The sequence below is a fragment of the Streptomyces misionensis genome (assembly GCF_007896895.1).
In the GTDB taxonomy this organism is placed as follows: Bacteria; Actinomycetota; Actinomycetes; order Streptomycetales; family Streptomycetaceae; genus Streptomyces; species Streptomyces misionensis_A.
This window is the reverse complement of record NZ_VOGW01000177.1, coordinates 77,354-94,887: the sequence shown is the minus strand read 5'-3', so window position 1 is coordinate 94,887 and position 17,534 is coordinate 77,354. Positions and strand designations below refer to the sequence as shown.

Genomic DNA, 17,534 nt, shown 5'->3' with positions numbered 1-17,534 from the left:
ATGTCACCAGGCCGGAGGTCAATCGAGGGTTTTCCCTATGACGTCGCTGTGTGCTTCCCGGGTCGCCAATTCACGTTCATGAAACACGGGTTGGGAGCCGTCGCGGCCGGGCCGGCCGGCCGCCCCGGCACCGCCCTGGCATGATCGACCGCATGGTGGACGACGCGGTGCGGACGATCTTCGACCGGGCGGGGCGCACGGGCTCCCGGTCGGTCCGTTCCCTGGCCCGGGACGCGGAGTTCGGGCCGCGCGCCGGCGAGACCGTGGTGCCGTCCCCGGTCGTCGAGGCGGCCGCCCGGCCGGGACCGACCGGCTCGGTGGTGGTCCGCGATCCGCGGAGCGCGACCGGCTCCATCGGGCAGGAGGGCGGGCACACGGGCCGGGCCGAGGCGGTCCCCCGGTCGGCCCGCGCGTCGGCGAAGGAGTCGGCCGGCGTCGGCGCACGGCTGCCGGCGGCATGGCCGCCGACACCCGACACGGTCACCCCGCTCCGGCTGCTCCGGACCGGGCGGCCGGGCCCCCTCGGCGCCTGCGTCCCGGTGGGCGCCCGCGCGGCCCGGCAGCTCACCCGGCACCGGATCGCGAGCGCGTTCCGGACGCCCGTGCGGGTGGCGGCCGAGAGCGGCGGCCCGGCCGGGATCGTACGCAACGAGGTCGGCGTCGTCTCCTTCCCGGACGGCCGCCGGTACGCCGCCGCCGTGTTCACCAGGTCCCGGCCGGGCTCGGACGACGCCGCGGCCGACGCCGCCGTCGGAGCCGTGACCGCGCGGGCCATCGCCTCGCCGGCGCACCGGACCATCTGACGGACCCGCTGTTTTCGATCCGCCCACAGGAGGGCACATGCCGCACCACCCCACCGAGTTCACCCACCGGCTGGTCCCGTCGCCGGGCGGCCGGACCCACCTCGTGGAGCAGGGCAGCGGACCGCTGGTGCTGCTCGTGCACGGTTTCCCGGAGTCCTGGTACTCCTGGCGCCACCAGCTGCCGGCCCTCGCCGCGGCCGGGTACCGGGCCGTCGCCGTCGACGTGCGCGGCTACGGCCGTTCCTCCAAACCCGCCGAGACCGACGCGTACCGGCTGCTCGACCTGGTCGAGGACAACGTCGCGGTGGTGCACGCGCTGGGCGAGGAGTCGGCGGTGATCGTGGGCCACGACTGGGGCTCGGCCATCGCCACGGGCTCCGCCCTGGTCCGGCCGGACGTCTTCTCGGCGGTGGGGATGCTCAGCGTTCCCTACTCCCCGCGCAGCGGGCCCCGCCCCAGCGATGTCTTCGCCGCGATGAGCGGCGGCGACGAGGAGTTCTACATCTCCTACTTCCAGCGGCCCGGCCGCGCCGAGGCCGAGATGGAGCCCGATGTGCGCGGCTGGCTGGCGGGCTTCTACGCGGCCCTGTCCGCCGACACCATGCCCGGACCCGGCGCCCCCGCACCGTACTTCGCGAGCCGGGGCGGCACCCTGCGCGACCGCTTCCCCGCCGGCCGGCTGCCCGGGTGGCTCGGCGAGGACGATCTCGACTTCTACGCCGGGGAGTTCGAGCGCACCGGCATGACCGGAGCGCTCAACCGCTACCGTGCCATGGACCGCGACTGGGAGGACCTCGCCGCCTACGACGGCGCGCCCCTCACCCAGCCGTCCCTGTTCCTCGGCGGCGCCCTGGACGCCACCACGTCATGGCTGGCCGGCGCCATCAAGGCGTTCCCGGTCACGCTGCCCGGCCTGGTGTCCTCCCATGTCCTGGACGGCTGCGGCCACTGGATTCAGCAGGAACGCCCCGACGAGACCAACCGGCTGCTCATCGACTGGCTCGGCGCGCTGCCCCGCTGACAGCGCGCCCGGTCCGCGGGAACCCTCCGGTGGGCCGGCTCGTTGTGCGGGGGCCCGTCCGCCGTCCCGTGCCGAGGAGCGTCGTGTCCGAGACCGTGCCCACCGCCACTTCCCTTCCGCCGCTCCCCGCCCTGAGCGCACAGGCCGAGCGGCTGATCGAGAGCGGGGTGCCGGAGATCGCCGGGTTGCCGCCCGCCGGCGTCCGCGCCTTCGCCGCCCGCGCCGAGACCCTCGCGGGCGGCGCGGGCGCGCTGCTCGCCGTGCACCCGGACCTGGCCCCCGCCTCGGCCCTCGCCCCGCTGCTGCGCCGCGAGGGCCGACCGGGATTCGTCGTCGCCGACATGACCGACGTCGACCTCTTCGCCCCGCTCGACGCCCGCACCCTGCCCGAGGCCCCGCTCTACCTCCTCACCGGCCTCGACCGGGGCGACCACCTGGCCGACTGGAGCCCGGCGGAGGCGCTGCCCGCGCTGACCGCCCGGCGCCGCACCCCCCTGCTGGTCACCGAGGGCATCCACTGGGTGCTCCAGCAGCCGGCCGCCCTGGAGCGCAACCACTGCTTCATGACCATCGGCTCCCGGCTGCGCAAGGCCGACGGCACGCTGGACTCCCGCACCCCGGCGCTCTGGATCAGCAACGGCACCGGCCGCGACGGCCGGGAGCGTCGCGACGCCCCCAAGGTGGGCTGGTGCTGGTGGCGCAACCGCCACCCCTGGCTGGGCTTCGCCTCGGCGGCGGGCCGCGAGGTGCCCGGGGCGTAGCGGGCGGCCGGGCGCGGCGGGCCGGGACCGGTCCGCCGGCGCCGATTGAACGCGCCTTGCCCTCCATGTCAGCATCGAGGCATGACGACACCCCGTGCGCAGGAGGCGGCCGCGGTGTCCGCGTATCCGCGCCGCTTCCGCCGGGGCGAGGAGCGGGGGCGGCGGATCGGCCGGATACTGCGCCGGGTGGCCGGGGTGCGGCACGTGGACGAGGAGTTGCTCGACCGGATCGGGCGCCGCATGTACGCCCGCGACGAGCCGGGGGCGGCGCTGGCGCGCGCCATGCGCCGGGACGGCCGCCCCGGTGCCGAACGCGTCACCATGGCCCAGTTCGACCGGGCGCTGAACGAGGGGATCCAGGCCGTCCCCGACGCCCCGCCGGAGCTGGTGCGGTTCTTCGCGCTGGTCGACGCCGTGCCCGCGTGGGTGGACTTCGACCTGATCGAGCGGGGCGCCGGCGTGGTCCGGCGGCTCGGGCGCACCGCGAACGACGTGCTGCTGCAACTGTCCCTGATCGGCGGCTACCGGTTCGGTGGTCCGGCCGAACTGCTGGTCGCCACGGGCGGGTTGTCCGGCGCGACGGCCATGCGGCGGCTCGGCGAGACGGAGACGTGGACCCACGCCGTGGCCCGGCCGGGCGGGCTGCGGCGCGACGGGGAGGGGTTCCGGCTCACGGTCCACGTGCGGGTGATGCACGCGCTCGTCAACGACCGGTTCGAGCGCAACGGCCGCTGGGACGTCCACGAATGGGGGCTGCCCGTCAACCAGTCCGACCGGGCCGGCACGCTGGGCCTGTTCAGCAGCACCCTGCTGCTCGGCGCCCGCGCGCTCGGCTGGTGGGTGAGCGCCGCGGACGCGCGGGCCGTGATGCACCTGTGGAAGTACGTCGGCCTGCTGCTCGGGGTGGACGAGGACTGGCTGTTCGACACCGAACGCGAGCAGAACGTCTTCAACTACCACGTGCTGCTGGCGCAGGACGGCCAGACCCCGGCGGGCGCCGACCTCACCGAGGCGATCCTGCGGGGACAGCGCCGGCTGACCGAGGCCCGCACGAACCCGCTGCGGGCGGCCTACGCGCGGGCCCGGCTGCTCGGCATGCTCCGGTGCTTCCTGGGCGGGGAGTGCCTCGAAGAGCTCCGGATCCCGGTGACGCTGCCCTGGGCGGTGCCGCCCGTGCTGGCCAAGAACCTCGCCGCCTCACTGCTGCTCGGGCGCACCGAGCGCGGCCGCCTGGTCCTGGAACGCGCGGGCGAGCGGTTCCGGGAGCGGCGCGGCGCCCTGCTCTTCGCCGGAGCCCGCCCACGGGTCGGCCCGCTGCCGCTCTGAACCGGGGGCACCGAGTTCACCGTGCTCGCGAGCGGCGTCGGCGCCGGTGCGGGAAAACCGATCACACGGTTGTCACATTCGACTGTCAGACTCGAGACGGAACCGAACCGATGTACGACCGCCGGAGGAGCCCGTGCCGTCCGTCCCCCGCCCTCTGCGCAAACTGGGCTTCCTCACCATCGGCCTGTTCGATCCGGCGGACCCGGCGCGGGGTCACGAGTCCACTCTGGAGCTCGTCGAACTGGGCGAGCGGCTCGGCTTCGACAGCGCCTGGGTCCGCCAGCGCCACCTCCAGTACGGCATCTCGTCTCCGGTCGCCGTCCTCGCCGCCGCCTCCCAGCGCACCCGCCGCATCGAACTCGGCACGGCGGTGATCCCGCTGGGCTGGGAGAACCCGCTGCGGCTCGCCGAGGACCTGGCGACCGTCGACGTGCTGTCCCGCGGGCGGCTGAACCCGGGCGTCAGCGTGGGCCCGCCGATGCACTACGAACGGGTGCGGGACGCGCTGTACCCGGACACCGCCGGCGCCGAGGACTTCGGGTACGCGCGCGTGCGGCGGCTGCTGGACCTGGTGCGCGGCGAGCCCGCCAGCGACTTCAGCGGGACGGAGGGCTTCGAGGTGTTCAGCGACGCCGTCCAGCCGCACTCCCCCGGGCTCGGCCGGCGGCTGTGGTACGGCGGCGGCAGCCTCCGCTCCGCGCGCTGGGCGGGCGAGCACGGGATGAACTTCCTGACCAGCAGCGTCGTCAAGGCCGAGCACCCAGAGGGACCGTACGACTTCGCGGAGCTGCAGCTGTCCCTCGTCCGGGAGTTCCGGGCGCACCACCCCGACGGCGCGGCGGCCCGGGTCTCGCAGGGCCTGGTGGTGATCCCCACCGACTCGGCGACCCCCGCACAGCGCGCCAAGTACGCCGAGTACGCCGCCCGGCGGCTGCCCCGCACCGGTGCGCCGCAGGGCCCGACCCGGCTGCTGTTCGCGCCGGACCTGGTCGGCACGTCCGAGGAACTGGCCGAACGGCTGCGCGCGGACGCCGCGTTCCGCGAGGTGGACGAGGTCGCCTTCGCGCTGCCGTTCACCTTCGGACACGAGGACTACGTGCAGATCCTCACCGACATGGCGACGAAGCTGGGCCCCGCGCTCGGCTGGCGGCCGGCCGGCTGACGCACCGGCGGGCCGGTGCTCGGCGCGCAGCCGGTCGGGCGCCGCTCCCTCCCGTCCGTCCGGTTGATCGCCACTCGCCCTGTCGGTGAGGCTGGAGGCACGACACTGTCGAGGGAAGGTCCCAACGTGAACGGCATACCGGCGCACACGCTCAACGACGGCACGGCGATCCCCGCCATCGGCCTCGGCACCTGGCCGCTGGACGACACGGCGGCCGAGCGGGCCGTACGCGGCGCCCTCGGCCTGGGCTACCGACTGGTGGACACCGCGGCGAACTACCGCAACGAGACCGGCGTCGGCCGGGCCCTCGCCGGCAGCGGGGTGCCCCGCGAGGAGGTGGTGGTGACGACCAAGCTCCCGGGCCGCCACCACGGCTACGAGGAGACCCTGGCCTCCTTCGAGGAGTCCCGGCGGCGCCTCGGGCTGGAGTACGTGGACCTGTACCTGATCCACTGGCCCAACCCCCGGGTCGGCAAGTACGTCGACTCCTGGAAGGCGATGATCGAACTGCGGGAGGAGGGGCTGGTCCGCTCGATCGGCGTCTCCAACTTCACCCCGGAGCACATCGTGCGCCTGGAGAAGGAGACCGGGGTGCTGCCCTCGGTCAACCAGATCGAGCTGCACCCGCTGTTCCCGCAGGAGGAGCTGCGCGCCTTCCACGCGGACCAGGGCATCCTCACCGAGAGCTGGAGCCCGCTGGGCCGGGGCGGCCATCTGCTGGCCGACCCGGAGGTCGCCCGGATCGCCGCGGCGCACGGCGTGAGCCCCGGGCAGGTGCTGCTGCGCTGGCACCTCCAGCTGGGTGCGCTGCCCGTCCCCAAGTCGGCCGATCCCGAGCGGCAGCGCGCCAACCTGGACGTCTTCGGCTTCGAGCTGGACTCGGACGAGATGGCGGCGATCGCCCGGCACGCCGCGCACCGGCTCGGCGGGGACCCGGAGACCCACGAGGAGTTCTGAGCCTTCCACCGGGGAGGGGGTACCCGGGGCCCGTGAGGCGGACGCACGGAAGGAGCCGCACGTGGCAGCGGAGGACAGGCTGCGGACGTACCGCGGCAGGCGTGACTTCGAGCGGACCCGGGAGCCCTCGGGCGGGCAGGCGTCCGGGGGCGGCGGCCGGCCGCGGTTCGTGGTGCAGATCCACGACGCGCGCCGGATGCACTTCGACTTCCGGCTCCAGGTGGACGACGTGCTGAAGTCCTGGTCGGTGCCGAGGGGACCGTCCGCCGACCCCGGGGACAAGCGGCTCGCCGTACCGACCGAGGACCACCCTCTGGCGTACGAGGACTTCGAGGGCGTGATCCCGAAGGGCGAGTACGGCGGGGGCACCGTGATCGTGTGGGACCGCGGGACGTACGAACCGCTGAGCCATGACCGGCGGGGGCGGCCGGTGGACTTCGCCGAGTCGCTGGCGCGCGGGCACGCCACGTTCCGGCTGCACGGCGCCAAGCTGCGCGGCGAGTACGCCCTGACCCGCTTCCAGAGCAGGGACGGGGAGGACGCCTGGCTGCTGGTGCGCAAGGGCCCGGCCGGCGCGGGGCACGGCACCCCCGACCCCCGGCGGGCCCGCTCGGTGCGCACCGGACGCACCCTCGCGCAGGTGGCGGCGGACGGCGGCGAGGGGTGAGGGACGGTGGCAACGCGCGACCCACTGAAAGGGATTGACCGGTTCCGGCCACAACGTGATCGCTTTGCGCCTATGTTCGCGCCGACATCCTTCGCTTCGCTGGAGGCTTCCGTATGCGCACAGCACTGCGCGGCGCCCTGATCGGCGCCGTGACCGCGGCCACCGTACTGACCTGTGGCACGGCCGGGGCGACCCCGCCGGGCCCCGGGGTGACGGCCCGCACGATCACCGAGCGGACCGTCGACGGCACCGACTACACCCTGCGCGAGATCACCGTCCCGCCGGGCCAGAGCACCGGTTGGCACTACCACGACGGCCCGCTGTACGGCGTGGTCAGACAGGGCACGCTGAGCCACTTCGACTCCTCCTGCGCCTCGGACGGCGTGTACCGGACGGGCTCGCGCGTCCAGGAGCCCGCCGGGCCCGGGCATGTGCACATAGGCCGCAACCTCGGTGACACGCCGGTCGTCCTCGACGTGTGGTACGTGCTGCCGCACGGCGCCCCCTTCTCCGAGGACGCGCCGAACCCGGGCTGCTCCTTCCAGTAGGACGGCGGCCGGCCGCCGGGGAGCGGTCCTCCGGCCCCGCCCGTCGGACGAGGGCGGGGCCGGGGGTCAGCCCCGGTGGGCGCGCAGGGCCGCGAGGGCCTTGTCGGCGTGGGTGTTCATGCGCAGCTCGCTGCGGACGATCTCGACGACGGTGCGGTCCGGGCCGATGACGAAGGTGACGCGCTTGGTGGGGGCGAGGGTGAAGCCGCGCCGGACCCCGAACCGCTCGCGGACCGCGCCGTCGGCGTCGGACAGCAGCGGCATGCCGAGGGTGTGCCGCCCGGCGAACTCCCGCTGTTTTCCCACCTCGTCGCCGCTGATCCCGACGGCCCGGGCGCCGAGCGCGGCGAACTCGGCGGCGAGGTCACGGAAGTGGCAGGCCTCGGCGGTGCAGCCCGGGGTGAGGGCGGCGGGGTAGAAGAAGAGCACCACGGGGCCGTCGGCCAGCAGGTCGGTGAGCCTGCGGACGGTGCCGGTCTCGTCGGGCAGGGCGAAGTCCTCGACCCGGTCTCCGACCTCGATCCGCGCGCTCATGACCGCGCCCTCGCGGGTCCGGCGGCGGGTGGCGGCAGCGGGCGTTCACAGCGGGGCACGGTTCCTCCTCGGATGGCCTGCCGCCGGATATTACTGGACGGTACGGCGCCGTGCGGCCCGTGCGCACGGCCGCTTCCGCGGGAGCCGCTCAGCCGGCGCCCTCGGCGCTCGCCTCCGGCCCGGCGCCGACCTGCGCCGAGTACGCGAGGAAGTCGTCGACCATGCGGTGGAAGAGCGTGGCCAGCTGCCGCAGTTCCTCGGGCCGCCAGCCGGTGAGGGCGAGCCGCATCTCGTCGGCCCCGGCCGCCCTGATCCGTTCGACGGCCCGCCGCCCGGCGTCGGTGAGCCGGATGCGCTGGGCGCGCCGGTCGTCCGGGTCGGGGACCCGGGCGACGTAGCCCGCCCGCTGGAGCTGCTGCACCGTCCGCGTCACGTGCGAGGCCTCCACGCCGAGCCGGTGGGCGATCTCGCCCGGCCGCAGTGACTCGCAGTCGGCGATCTGCCGCAGCAGTGCCACGGCGGCCCGGTCCAGGGTGATGCCGGTCAGCGCGCGCATCCGGTCGTGGTGCCGGGTGCGCATGCCGAGGTAGGTGATGCGGTTGAGGGCGCGCTCGATCTCGGCGATCTCCGGGCAGGGCGCGGGCGGTCCGGACGGCGAGGGCGCGGGCATGCCTCCGAGTGTACGCGGACATTGCCCGACTCAACCTTTTCGTCCCGGTACGACTGGCGGCACGATCCTCGTCCGCGCGGCACGCCCACCGGGTCCCGCGCGGCCCGGCAGGCGAGGCGCACGGGACCTCGGCGCCCGTGTCCCGGGACGTCCCGGGCCGTCCCGGGGGACGCCGGACCGGCATGGTGACCGCTGGTCACGGCAAGGCTGGGCGGCGTGATCACTGCTCGTGGTCACGAGATCGACAGCCGGAGGTTTCCATGATCCGACGGGCCCTCAAGAGCGTCCTGCCGGCCGCGGCCGCGGTGCTCGCGCTCCTTCCCGTGACGGCCGGTGCCGCCGCGGCGAGCACGGTCGCCGCGCACCCGGTGGCCGCGGTCGCCGCCCCGCACCCCGACCGCACCCACCACTACCTCACCGGCCGGGTCGCCACCCAGCGCGGCCGGCTCAACGTCCGCTCCGGACCGGGTACCCGCTACCGGATCGTCGGCCACCGGGACGCCCGCCGGCTCATCTCCGTGAGCTGCAAGTCCCACGGCTCCCGGGTGCACGGCAACCGCCTGTGGTACCGGCTCCCGGACCACCGGGGCTACGTCTCCGCCCACTACGTGCGCACCGGCCGGTACGTCCCCTGGTGCTGACGTCCGAACGCCGCATCGACCACTGACCGCCGAGGGCCTGTCCGGGAACCGCGTCCCGAACAGGCCTTCGGCACAGGGGTGCTTGACCCCGCCCATACCTCGTCCGGTGTTGCAGCCGCCGCTCGGCAGGGAAGCCATTCCGGCAACAGGGGCGAAACGCCCATACAGGAATGGGAGTCGAGGAACGCACGATGCGGCACCCCCAAGGATCGACCGCGCCGGACGAGTCACTGGTGGTGAGACTGCGCGAGCTGAAGGACCGTACGGGGCTGAGCCTGGCGGCGCTGGCCGCGCGCACCCCCTACAGCAAGTCCGCCTGGCACCGCTATCTTTCGGGCGGCAAGCGCCCGCCGAGGCCCGCGGTGGAGGCCCTGTGCCGGCTGGCCGACGCCGATCCCGCGACCGTACTGGCGCTGTGGGAGGCGGCCGACGTGCCCGCTCCCCCGGACCCGCCCGACCAGGCGCCCCGCGGCAGGCGGCCCTCCTGGCTGCCGCTGTGGCTCCCGGTGTCCGCGCTCGCGCTGTTCGGCGCGGCCACGGCGGTGGCCGCCACCGTGGCCCTCTCCGGGCGCCCGGGGTCCGCGCCCGCGCCCGCGGCCCGGCCCCTGGCCTCGGTGCCGCGCTGCCACGGCCCCTCCTGCCAGGGTGTGCTGCCCGGCGCGTCCTTCTGCGCCCGGGACGCGCAGACCCCCAGCGAGGTCACCGACCCGGCCTATGTCGTACGGCTGCGCTACTCGCCGTCCTGCGGCACCGCCTGGTCCGAGGTGCGGATGCGCGTCCGTCACGCCCGGGAGGTGTCGGTGCGGGCGGGCGAGAACGTCCTCACCGCGAACTATCCGGCGGACGACACCACGGGGACCAACAGCCCGATGCTGCCGGTGACTTCGCCCCGGGGCGTGGCGGCCTGCGCCGAGGTGGACGGGGAGGTGGTGTGCACGGGTCTGGAGGCGGACGGGCCGCCGGGCGACCGGGACTGAGCCCGGCGGTCCCCGCACCCCGTTCAGGGGAACCGGTGGCCGAAGGCGCGTGAGGCGGGCGGGAACGGTCGACATCTTCTGCCGTGACCGCCGCAGCCCTGCCGCTCATCGCGCCCATGCTCGCCACCCCCGGCTCGCTGCCGCCCGCCGCGCAGGACGCGCGGTGGGCGTACGAGACCAAGCAGGACGGGCAGCGGGTGATGGTCTATCTGCCCGGGGACGGCGGTGTGGTGCTGCGCGCCCGCTCGGGCGAGGAGATCACCGGGGCCTACCCGGAACTGAGGCCGCTGGGCGGCGCGCTCGGCGGCACGCCCGCGATCCTGGACGGCGAGGTGCTGGCCCTGGACGCGCACGGCCGGGCCGACTTCCAGCTGCTGCAGAGCCGGATGGGGCTCGCCCACGCGCCCGCGCGCGCCGCCCACCGGGCCGCGCGGGTGCCGGTGCACCTGGTGCTGTTCGACGTGCCCTATCTGGCCGAACCGCTGCTGCGGCAGCCGTACGAACGGCGCCGGGCCCGGCTGACGGAGCTGGGCCTCGCCGGGCCGCACTGGTCGACGCCGGGCGCGCTGACCGGGCACGGCGCCCAGGCGCTCGCGGCCACCCGGGAGCACGGCCTGGAGGGCCTGGTCTGCAAGCGGCTCGATTCCGTCTACGAGCCCGGAGTGCGCTCCCGCGCCTGGATCAAGATCCGCAACACGCGGGCGGAGGACGTGATCGTGGGCGGCTGGCTGCCCGGAAAGGGACGGCTGACCGGGCTGCCCGGCGCGGTGCTGGTGGGCCAGCGGGACGCGGCCGGCCGGCTGCGCTACGTCGGCGGGGTGGGCACCGGCTGGAGCGAGACCGAGCGGACGGCGCTGGCGGAGCTGCTGCGGGACGCGGCGAGCGAGCGGTGCCCCTTCGAACCGGTGCCCCGCGTCCTCCGGGCCCGCTGGGTGCGGCCCCGCCTGGTCGGCGAGGTCTCCTACAGCACCCGTACCCGCTCGGGGATGCTGCGCCAGCCGTCCTGGCTGCGGCTGCGCCCCGATCTCACCCCCGAGGACTCGGCCGCGGACCTGCCCGGGGGCGCCGACTGAGGGTCACGGGTCTATCGTGTGCGCATGCCGGTTCCCGAACTGATCCGAATCGTCTCCCGTGACTCGCCCATGGCCCTGGCCCAAGTCGAGCGAGTCCGCGCCGAGTTGGCGGCCCTTCACCCCGGGGTGCGCACCGAGGTCGTCCCCGTGAAGACCACCGGCGACAAGTGGCTGGGCTCGCTGTCCACGGTGGAGGGCAAGGGGGCGTTCACCAAGGAGGTGGACGCGGCCCTGCTGGCCGGCGAGGCGGATCTCGCGGTGCACTGCGTCAAGGACGTGCCCGCGGACCGGCCGCTGCCCGCCGGGACGGTGTTCGCCGCGTTCCTGAAGCGGGACGACATCCGCGACGCGCTGGTGCACCCGGGCGGGCTCACCCTGGACGAGCTGCCGGCCGGCACCCGGATCGGCACCTCCGCGGTCCGCAAGATCGCCCAACTGGCCGCCACGCACCCGCACCTGGAGTGCGTGCCCTTCCGCGGCAACGCCAACCGCCGGCTCCAGAAGCTGGCCGACGGCGAGGCGGACGCGCTGCTGCTCGCGGTCGCCGGGCTGGAGCGCATCGGCCGGACCGACGTGATCAGCGAGGTGCTGTCGACGGAGACGATGATGCCGGCGATCGGCGCGGGCATCCTCGCCCTCCAGTGCCGGGAGGACGACACCGAGCTGATCGACGCGGTCAGCGGGCTCGGCGACCCGGACACCCACCGGGAGGCGACGGCCGAACGGATGTTCCTGCATGTGCTCCAAGGGCACTGCAACAGCCCGATCTCCGGATACGCGCGCGTGGAGCGCAGCGGCGAACTCTCCCTGCGCGCCTGCGTGTTCACGCCGGACGGCAAGACCCGGCTGAACGCCCACGAGTGGGCGGGCCGGCTCGACCCGGCGACGCTCGGCACCTCGGTCGCGGTGGCGCTGCTGCGGCAGGGCGCGCGGGAGATCATCGACGGCATCGCGCACTGAGCGCGCACCTACTGGCCGCCGGGCGCCGGTTACGCGGTGCCCGGCTCCGTCTGCTCCTTCAGGAAGGCGCTGACCTGGTGGGCCAGGTCGGCGGCGGGACCACAGCCCGCGAGGGCGGCCGTCCCGGCCGGTTCCGCCAGACCGGTGCCGCCGGCCCACAGCCTGCGGTCGGTCCACTCCTCGTCCACCCGCAGCTGCACCTGCACATCCACGTGGGTGAGGGCGGCCTCGGGGGCGGCGGCGTAGAGGACGGCGGTGGCGCGGCGCAGCGGATGGACGTCGAAGCCCTCGATGAACTGCGAGTTGCGCCAGTCGATGAACGCGCCCTCGCCGTCCGGGCCGACGCGGATGTCGACCTGTCCGTCCTCCAGATGGACGCCGAAGGGCCGCACGCCGCGGTTCTCGACCGTCACCCGGACACTGAAGTACGTCAGCCCGGCAGCGGCGTCATCGCGTCCGCGCGGCGGCTCGCCCGCCGCCAGGCGGTGGACGCGGACCCGCAGACCGGCATGCTCCTCGTACTCCTGCCAGTCACCGACCACGTTCGGCTCGTACACACTGCCCCTCTCGACCCCGGAGTGTCTATCTGTGGGCTCAGCGCACTGTCAAATGAGCGGAATGCGCCGGGGCCAGGGGGTTCGCACCCTTTGATCGACGATCAAGCGCTGCCCAGGAGGAATCCCTCCGGGCGCCTTCGGGCGCGGCCCCGGCGCGTGCCGCACATCACGTTCGGAGCAAGATCACCGAAGGGGGATCACCGAGCCAGCCGGCCGAGCAGTGAGGAGGCCGCCGTGATGCCGAGCGCCGCGGCGATCACCAGCACCCCGAAGTCGGCGCCGAGATGCGCGGGCGTGCCGAGCAGCAGCCCGCGCAGCGCGTCGACCTGATAGCTCAGCGGGTTGACCTTGCTGACGGCCTGCAGCCAGCCCGGCATCACCGAGACGGGATACAGGGCGTTGGAGCCGAAGAAGAGCGGCATGGTGATCGCCTGTCCGAAGCCCATCAGCCGGTCGCGGCTGAGCACGATGCCCGCGATGGTCATCGAGAGGCAGGAGAAGAACACCGAGGCCAGCACCACGGCCACCGCGACGCCGAGCAGCTTCAGCGGGTTCCAGGTCAGGGCGACGCCGAGCAGGGCGGCGATCACGATCACGACGATCGCCTGCACCAGCGACTTCACGCCGGCCGCGAACGCCTTGCCGGTGATCAGCGCCGAGCGCGGGGTCGGGGTGACGAGGAGCTTGTTGAGGATGCCGGCGTCGCGTTCCCAGATGATCTGGATGCCGTAGAAGATCGCGATGAACATGGCGGACTGGGCGATGATGCCGGGCGCCATGTAGTCGATGTACGGGATGCCGCCGGTGGGTATCGCCCGGATGCGGGTGAAGGTCTGACCGAAGATCAGCAGCCAGAGGGCGGGCTGGACCGCGCGGGTGTACAGCTCGGTGCGGTCGTGGCGCAGCTTCTGCAGTTCCACGGCGCACATCGCGAAGACCCGGGCGGGCAGCAGCCGCCAGCCGGCGCGCGGCACCGGGGGCGTGAGCAGCAGCGCGGCGTCCTTCCCTGGAGTGCGGTCAGCCGACGCGGCGCGCGGTGCGGCGGGTGCTTCGGACATCACGGAAACCTCCTGCGGTGTTGTCGTCGAGGCCACTGCCGGCGATGTCCCGGAAGACGTCCTCCAGCGTGGGCAGGGTCTCGGCGCCCTGGCGTTCGGCGAGACCGCGGCGCAGTTCGACCGGGGTGCCGAGGGCGCGGACGCGGCCGCGGTGCATCAGGCCGACCCGGTCGCAGTACTGGTCGGCCTCGTCCATGTAGTGGGTGGTGACGAGGACGGTCATGCCGGTGGCCTCGCGCACCGCGTTGATGTGCTCCCACACGCCGGTGCGGGCGATCGGGTCGAGGCCGATGGTCGGTTCGTCGAGGATCAGCAGCCGGGGCGCGCTGACCAGGGCCTGGGCGAGTTCGAGGCGGCGGACCATGCCACCGGAGTAGGTGCCGGCGAGCCGGTCGGCGGCGTCGGCGAGGTCGACGGCGGCGAGGGCCTGGTCGACGCGTGCGGCGCGCTCCCGGCGCGGCACATCGAACACCCGGGCGAACAGGGCGACGTTCTCGCGCCCGGTGAGCCCGCTGTCGGCGGACAGCTGCTGGGGGACGTAGCCGAGCAGGCGGCGCACCCCCATCCGCTCCTTGGCGGCGTCGTGCCCGAAGACGCGGACCATGCCCGCGGGGACCGGCAGCAGGGTGGTGACGCAGCGGATGGCGGTGGTCTTGCCGGCGCCGTTCGGCCCGAGCAGCCCGAACACCTCGCCCTGGCGGACGGCCAGGTCGAGCCCGTCGACGGCCACGGTGTCGCCGAAGGCGTGGGTGAGCCCGGTGCAGCTGACGGCCTCGACCGGGGCGTCGGCCGCCTCCGCCGGGTCGGCTGCCGTCGGTGCCGGGGTGGCGGGCAGGTCCGCCGGGTCGGTCGTCATGATGGCGTGCCCTTCGTCCAGGGTGCCTCCGGGGCCCGCGTCGTCCCGGCCGGCGCGCTCACGGGCTCCTCGATCTCCTCGCGCAGATGGCCGGCCAGCCTGCGCAGGGCCGGCAGGGCCGCGTGCAGGGCCTCCCGGTCGGCCTCGTCCAGCCGGTTCAGCTGCCGCCCGACCAGGTCGGCGCGGCGCCGGTGCCAGTCCTCCAGGCGCTTCTCCGCGGCCCCGGTCAGCCGCAGCCGCGCGGCCCGCCGGTCCGCCGGATCGGTCTCCCGGACCAGGTAGCCGTCCCGCACGAGCTGGTTGACCAGCGTCGAGACGGAATTGCTCGCCAGATGCAGTTCCCTGGCCGCCTCCGAGACGCCGATCCCCGGCCGGGACTCCACCAGCCGCAGCAGCTCCACCTCGGCACCGCGCAGCCGTGGCCCGGCCAGTCCGCCGCGCAGCCGGCGCCGGATCAGCCGCTGGATGCCGACGAGCGCGTCGGTCAGCTCGGTCTCGAAGGTCCCGGGCGGCGCCTGGCCGCCGCGGCCTCGTATCGCTTCGTCTTCCACGCCTGAAGATTACCTCTGCTACAGAGGTAACTGCCCGCCGCGCGCATCCAAGAGGAGGTCAAGACGACAGGCCGGTCGACCGGCGAATTGTTTTGCCCGATATGAACCGAATTGTTTGTTGATGCCCGGGCGTGGGAAAATCGATGTATGTGCTTCGGACAGGAGGCACTTCCGTGGGAGCCGGCCGCGATGCGGCCGGACGCCCCAGTGTCCGTCATATGACCAAGCGCGCCCTCCCACGGTGTCTGTCCAGCCAGCACCGGCCGAGATGAGGTGCGCGCCATGCGTGTCACTGCCAGCACCAAGCCCCGCCCCCACCCGCACGACGACGCGCCCGACACGGGCGAGTCCTTCGAGCGGCTCGCGGAGCTTTCCGACGGCCCCGAGCGCCGGGCGCTGCGGGACGAACTCGTCCGGCTCTGGCTCCCCATGGCCGAGCGGATCGCCGTACGGTTCCGGGGCCGCGGGGAGTCCCTGGAGGATCTCTACCAGGTGGCCGCACTGGGCCTGGTGAAGGCCGTCGACCATTACGACCCCGCGCGCGGGCGCGCCTTCGAGGCGTACGCGGTGCCCACCATCACCGGCGAGATCAAGCGGCACTTCAGGGACCACATGTGGACCCTGCACGTGCCGCGCCGGGTCCAGGACCTGCGCAACCGGGTCCGCACCGCGGTGAAGGAGCTGTCCCAGTCGTCCGCCCCGGGCCGGCCGCCGACCGTGGCCGAGATCGCCGCGTACACCGAGCTGGACGAGGACGAGGTGCGCACCGGGATGGAGGCGCTGGAGTGCTTCTCCGCGCTGTCGCTGGACGCGGAGGTGGCCGGCACGGACGGCTACGCCCTCGGGGACTCGCTGGGCGGTCCCGACCCCGGGTACGACCTCGTCGTGGACCGGGCGGCCGTCAAGCCGTGTCTGGCGGCGCTGCCCGAGCGCGAACGCACCATTCTCTACCTGCGGTTCTTCGGCGGGATGACGCAGAGCCGGATCGCCCAGCAGCTCGGCATCTCGCAGATGCACGTCTCGCGGCTGCTCAGCGGCTGCTTCGACCGGCTGCGCGAGGAACTGCTCACGGAGGTCCGCTGAGGCGGGCTCAGGCCCGCTCCGGCCGGCCGGGCAGGGGTGCCGGGTCCGTGTCCCCGCCGGGTATCCGCGTGGGACCGTGCCGGTCCAGGGCGCTCTCCAGCGCCGCGGCGATCTCGGGCGGCATCTCCCCCAGACGGCCCCAGATCAGGACCAGCTCGGCGACGTCGCGCAGCTTGATGTTGGTGTGCTGGGAGACCTCCCGCAGCACCTCCCACCCCTGCTCCGGGGTGACCCGGCCGAGGGCCACCACCATCCCGATCGCCTGGTCGACGACCGCGTGCGAGGACACCGCCTGCCGCAGCTGGTCGATCTCCGCCTGCATCGCGGCGATCCTGTCCGGCTCGCTCTGTGCCATCTCTCCATCCTGCTCAGCGGCCTGCCTCCATGCCACCGGGGGTACTCGACAGGCGTTCCACCCGCTTCCGGTCGGACACTGGAGCCAGACCGGTGTCCGGCCGGTCCACGAAAGCAGGACGCGACTGCCATGAACCAAGACACCCCTGTCAGCGGCGGCACGAACGGCGCGGGGCACGGGCCGCGCCGGGGGGACGTCGTCTCCACGCACTCCGTCTTCGGCGCACCGTGCTGGGTGAGCCTGACCAGCCGCGATCTCCAGGCGACCCAGGACTTCTACACGGCCGTGCTGGGCTGGCGCTGGCGCGGGGCCAAACTCGGCGAGCACTTCCGGATCGCGCTGGCGGACGGGGTGCCGGTGGCCGGGATCGCCGCCGTGGCCGCGATGTGGCAGATGGCGGTGGCGTGGACGCCGTACTTCGCCGTGCAGGACGCCGATGTCGCCGTGGCCCGGGCCCGGGAGCGGGGCGGTACGGCGGCGGTGGGCCCGCTGTCCTTCCCGCCGGGCCGGGCCGCGCTGCTCGCCGACCGGGACGGCGCGACCTTCGGGATCTGGCAGGGCGAACTGGTCTCCAACTGGGAGGCGTGGCGGCGCGCGGCCCCCACCTTCATCCGGCTGCACACCCGCGACGCCTTCGACTCGGCGATCTTCTACGGCGAGATCCTCGACTGGGCCTCCGGGAAGCCGGGGTGCTGCGAGGTCGAGTACGACGGCGACGAGGTCGTCCTGCGCAGCCAGGGCGACGCCGTGGCGCGCATCGACTCCGGCGCGGTGGAGGCCGCCCCGGACCCCTCCGTACGACCGCACTGGCAGATCCACTTCGCCGTCGCCGACGTCACGGGGTGCGCGCGGGCCGCGGAGAAGCACGGCGGCAGCGTGCTGCGGGAGGACGAGACGGAGGCGATCCTGCGGGACGCCGACGGCGCCCAGTTCACGGTGACGTCCCGGCGCACGCACTGAGGCCGAACCGGTCC

Annotated in this window: 21 protein-coding genes; 14 read left to right on the top strand and 7 right to left on the bottom strand. The window is 74.2% G+C overall.

Features of this window, described 5'->3' with window-relative positions:
* Window positions 1–140 precede the first annotated feature (140 nt).
* The 8 genes from FRZ03_RS29680 (at window position 141) to FRZ03_RS29645 (ending at window position 7,245) form a co-directional block, all read left to right on the top strand.
* Window positions 141–803: a serine hydrolase gene (locus tag FRZ03_RS29680; RefSeq protein ID WP_146468171.1), complete on the top strand. Its 663-nt coding sequence runs from the start codon at window positions 141–143 to the stop codon at window positions 801–803.
* A gap of 37 nt (window positions 804–840) precedes the next feature.
* A complete protein-coding gene (locus FRZ03_RS29675) occupies window positions 841–1,824 on the top strand; it encodes an alpha/beta fold hydrolase (RefSeq protein ID WP_146468170.1) in 984 nt (327 codons plus the stop codon).
* Window positions 1,825–1,907: 83 nt separating this feature from the next.
* On the top strand, window positions 1,908–2,585 hold the full coding sequence (locus FRZ03_RS29670) for a DUF5701 family protein (RefSeq protein ID WP_146468169.1): 678 nt from the start codon (window positions 1,908–1,910) through the stop codon (window positions 2,583–2,585).
* A gap of 81 nt (window positions 2,586–2,666) precedes the next feature.
* Entirely contained in the window at window positions 2,667–3,911 is a 1,245-nt protein-coding gene (locus FRZ03_RS29665) for an oxygenase MpaB family protein (protein WP_146468168.1), read from the top strand.
* Between the two features lie 133 nt (window positions 3,912–4,044).
* Complete coding sequence (locus tag FRZ03_RS29660; protein ID WP_146468167.1) at window positions 4,045–5,073, top strand: LLM class flavin-dependent oxidoreductase; 1,029 nt, start codon at window positions 4,045–4,047, stop codon at window positions 5,071–5,073.
* A 126-nt stretch (window positions 5,074–5,199) separates the two neighbouring features.
* Window positions 5,200–6,030, top strand: coding sequence for an aldo/keto reductase (locus FRZ03_RS29655; RefSeq protein ID WP_146468166.1), 831 nt, complete (start codon window positions 5,200–5,202; stop codon window positions 6,028–6,030).
* Between the two features lie 61 nt (window positions 6,031–6,091).
* Complete coding sequence (locus FRZ03_RS29650; protein WP_146468165.1) at window positions 6,092–6,697, top strand: DNA polymerase ligase N-terminal domain-containing protein; 606 nt, start codon at window positions 6,092–6,094, stop codon at window positions 6,695–6,697.
* Window positions 6,698–6,810: 113 nt separating this feature from the next.
* Entirely contained in the window at window positions 6,811–7,245 is a 435-nt protein-coding gene (locus FRZ03_RS29645) for a cupin domain-containing protein (RefSeq protein WP_146468164.1), read from the top strand.
* Window positions 7,246–7,311: 66 nt separating this feature from the next.
* On the opposite strand, the gene FRZ03_RS29640 is transcribed toward FRZ03_RS29645, so the two are convergent.
* Together FRZ03_RS29640 and FRZ03_RS29635 are read right to left on the bottom strand one after the other, a co-directional pair.
* The gene (locus FRZ03_RS29640) at window positions 7,312–7,779 is read right to left on the bottom strand and encodes a peroxiredoxin (protein ID WP_146468163.1); all 468 of its coding nucleotides are present in this window, start codon (window positions 7,777–7,779) and stop codon (window positions 7,312–7,314) included.
* 148 nt (window positions 7,780–7,927) lie between these two features.
* Complete coding sequence (locus FRZ03_RS29635) at window positions 7,928–8,449, bottom strand: MarR family winged helix-turn-helix transcriptional regulator (RefSeq protein ID WP_146468162.1); 522 nt, start codon at window positions 8,447–8,449, stop codon at window positions 7,928–7,930.
* 260 nt (window positions 8,450–8,709) lie between these two features.
* On the opposite strand from FRZ03_RS29635, the gene FRZ03_RS29630 reads away from it, so the two are divergent.
* The 4 genes from FRZ03_RS29630 (at window position 8,710) to hemC (ending at window position 12,100) form a co-directional block, all read left to right on the top strand.
* On the top strand, window positions 8,710–9,090 hold the full coding sequence (locus FRZ03_RS29630; RefSeq protein WP_146468161.1) for an SH3 domain-containing protein: 381 nt from the start codon (window positions 8,710–8,712) through the stop codon (window positions 9,088–9,090).
* A gap of 191 nt (window positions 9,091–9,281) precedes the next feature.
* Window positions 9,282–10,067, top strand: coding sequence for a helix-turn-helix domain-containing protein (locus tag FRZ03_RS29625; RefSeq protein ID WP_146468160.1), 786 nt, complete (start codon window positions 9,282–9,284; stop codon window positions 10,065–10,067).
* Between the two features lie 116 nt (window positions 10,068–10,183).
* Window positions 10,184–11,140: an ATP-dependent DNA ligase gene (locus FRZ03_RS29620; protein ID WP_146468213.1), complete on the top strand. Its 957-nt coding sequence runs from the start codon at window positions 10,184–10,186 to the stop codon at window positions 11,138–11,140.
* Window positions 11,141–11,158: 18 nt separating this feature from the next.
* On the top strand, window positions 11,159–12,100 hold the full coding sequence (gene hemC, locus FRZ03_RS29615; protein WP_186785687.1) for a hydroxymethylbilane synthase: 942 nt from the start codon (window positions 11,159–11,161) through the stop codon (window positions 12,098–12,100).
* 29 nt (window positions 12,101–12,129) lie between these two features.
* Here the strand turns inward: hemC and FRZ03_RS29610 are convergent, their stop codons facing one another.
* From FRZ03_RS29610 to FRZ03_RS29595, 4 genes are all read right to left on the bottom strand, one after another.
* Entirely contained in the window at window positions 12,130–12,657 is a 528-nt protein-coding gene (locus FRZ03_RS29610; RefSeq protein ID WP_146468158.1) for a hypothetical protein, read from the bottom strand.
* 197 nt (window positions 12,658–12,854) lie between these two features.
* Window positions 12,855–13,715 (bottom strand): ABC transporter permease, encoded by an 861-nt coding sequence (locus FRZ03_RS29605; RefSeq protein WP_146468157.1) that lies wholly within the window; start codon window positions 13,713–13,715, stop codon window positions 12,855–12,857.
* Window positions 13,675–14,571, bottom strand: coding sequence for an ABC transporter ATP-binding protein (locus tag FRZ03_RS29600; RefSeq protein WP_261399397.1), 897 nt, complete (start codon window positions 14,569–14,571; stop codon window positions 13,675–13,677). Before FRZ03_RS29600 ends, FRZ03_RS29605 begins: the two co-directional genes overlap by 41 nt.
* Entirely contained in the window at window positions 14,568–15,122 is a 555-nt protein-coding gene (locus FRZ03_RS29595) for a MarR family winged helix-turn-helix transcriptional regulator (RefSeq protein WP_261399396.1), read from the bottom strand. Before FRZ03_RS29595 ends, FRZ03_RS29600 begins: the two co-directional genes overlap by 4 nt.
* A gap of 282 nt (window positions 15,123–15,404) precedes the next feature.
* Here FRZ03_RS29595 and FRZ03_RS29590 point away from each other — a divergent pair, with 282 nt between their 5' ends.
* Window positions 15,405–16,205 carry an RNA polymerase sigma factor SigF gene (locus FRZ03_RS29590; RefSeq protein WP_146468156.1) on the top strand — a complete coding sequence of 267 codons (801 nt, stop codon included), beginning with the start codon at window positions 15,405–15,407 and terminating at the stop codon, window positions 16,203–16,205.
* A 7-nt stretch (window positions 16,206–16,212) separates the two neighbouring features.
* Here FRZ03_RS29590 and FRZ03_RS29585 read toward each other — a convergent pair whose 3' ends face one another.
* Window positions 16,213–16,560: an ANTAR domain-containing protein gene (locus tag FRZ03_RS29585; protein ID WP_146468155.1), complete on the bottom strand. Its 348-nt coding sequence runs from the start codon at window positions 16,558–16,560 to the stop codon at window positions 16,213–16,215.
* Window positions 16,561–16,689: 129 nt separating this feature from the next.
* Here FRZ03_RS29585 and FRZ03_RS29580 point away from each other — a divergent pair, with 129 nt between their 5' ends.
* Complete coding sequence (locus tag FRZ03_RS29580; protein ID WP_146468154.1) at window positions 16,690–17,520, top strand: VOC family protein; 831 nt, start codon at window positions 16,690–16,692, stop codon at window positions 17,518–17,520.
* The last annotated feature ends 14 nt before the right edge of the window (window positions 17,521–17,534 follow it).

What these genes read in the sequence shown, in the direction of transcription:
- FRZ03_RS29680 (WP_146468171.1), top strand. Translation starts at nt 141, where the DNA reads ATGATCGACCGCATGGTGGACGACGCGGTGCGGACGATCTTCGACCGG.
- FRZ03_RS29675 (WP_146468170.1), top strand. Translation starts at nt 841, where the DNA reads ATGCCGCACCACCCCACCGAGTTCACCCACCGGCTGGTCCCGTCGCCG.
- FRZ03_RS29665 (WP_146468168.1), top strand. Translation starts at nt 2,667, where the DNA reads ATGACGACACCCCGTGCGCAGGAGGCGGCCGCGGTGTCCGCGTATCCG.
- FRZ03_RS29645 (WP_146468164.1), top strand. Translation starts at nt 6,811, where the DNA reads ATGCGCACAGCACTGCGCGGCGCCCTGATCGGCGCCGTGACCGCGGCC.
- FRZ03_RS29640 (WP_146468163.1), bottom strand. Translation starts at nt 7,779, where the DNA reads ATGAGCGCGCGGATCGAGGTCGGAGACCGGGTCGAGGACTTCGCCCTG.
- FRZ03_RS29635 (WP_146468162.1), bottom strand. Translation starts at nt 8,449, where the DNA reads ATGCCCGCGCCCTCGCCGTCCGGACCGCCCGCGCCCTGCCCGGAGATC.
- FRZ03_RS29630 (WP_146468161.1), top strand. Translation starts at nt 8,710, where the DNA reads ATGATCCGACGGGCCCTCAAGAGCGTCCTGCCGGCCGCGGCCGCGGTG.
- FRZ03_RS29625 (WP_146468160.1), top strand. Translation starts at nt 9,282, where the DNA reads ATGCGGCACCCCCAAGGATCGACCGCGCCGGACGAGTCACTGGTGGTG.
- FRZ03_RS29620 (WP_146468213.1), top strand. Translation starts at nt 10,184, where the DNA reads ATGCTCGCCACCCCCGGCTCGCTGCCGCCCGCCGCGCAGGACGCGCGG.
- FRZ03_RS29605 (WP_146468157.1), bottom strand. Translation starts at nt 13,715, where the DNA reads ATGTCCGAAGCACCCGCCGCACCGCGCGCCGCGTCGGCTGACCGCACT.
- FRZ03_RS29600 (WP_261399397.1), bottom strand. Translation starts at nt 14,571, where the DNA reads ATGACGACCGACCCGGCGGACCTGCCCGCCACCCCGGCACCGACGGCA.
- FRZ03_RS29590 (WP_146468156.1), top strand. Translation starts at nt 15,405, where the DNA reads ATGCGTGTCACTGCCAGCACCAAGCCCCGCCCCCACCCGCACGACGAC.
- FRZ03_RS29585 (WP_146468155.1), bottom strand. Translation starts at nt 16,560, where the DNA reads ATGGCACAGAGCGAGCCGGACAGGATCGCCGCGATGCAGGCGGAGATC.
- FRZ03_RS29580 (WP_146468154.1), top strand. Translation starts at nt 16,690, where the DNA reads ATGAACCAAGACACCCCTGTCAGCGGCGGCACGAACGGCGCGGGGCAC.